Annotated in this window: 1 protein-coding gene; it reads right to left on the bottom strand. The window is 65.3% G+C overall.

What is annotated here, in order from left to right; genetic code table 11:
- A partial coding sequence (locus tag NKH04_RS33170) for a transposase (protein WP_353045618.1) occupies positions 1-522 on the bottom strand: 522 nt, incomplete at both ends.

Raw genomic sequence — 522 nt, 5'->3', positions numbered from 1 at the left:
GTGGTGGGCGCGAGGCCAAAGATGAAGTCGACGTCGTTGGCGCGGCACCAGTCGATGACCTGCGGGTTGCAATAATGGCTATCGCCGCGGAGCAGGATTCGAATGTTCGGCCAGTTGATCCGGGTCGCCCGCACCAGACGGCGCAGGTGGGGGCGGATCTCAGCCCCACTCGGCCGCTTGGCCGGTCGCAGGATCGCGCTGACGAACCGTCCCGCACCATCGAACACGACGATCGGCTGGAAGCCGTACTCGTCATGGTGGGCATTGAACAGGCGAAGCTGTTGGCCTCCGTGCACAGCGTCGAAGGTGTCGTCAATGTCGAGTACGATCCGCTTCGGCACCTGCCGGAACGAGGCGCAATAGAGATCGACCATCGCCCGTCCCATCGCGACCAGCTCCCGCACGCCGGGTAGGTTCTCCAGCCGGCACAGCGTCGATTGCGACGCCAGATCCCGACCCGACGGCAGCGCATCCTGGGCCATCTTGAAGACCGGATCGCGGCGCAGCCGGTTGGCGTCGTTG

Source organism: Mesorhizobium sp. M1365 (assembly GCF_040317865.1).
Taxonomy (GTDB): Bacteria; Pseudomonadota; Alphaproteobacteria; order Rhizobiales; family Rhizobiaceae; genus Mesorhizobium.
Note: the sequence above shows the minus strand (reverse complement) of the source record. Positions and strands in the feature narration are given on the sequence as shown.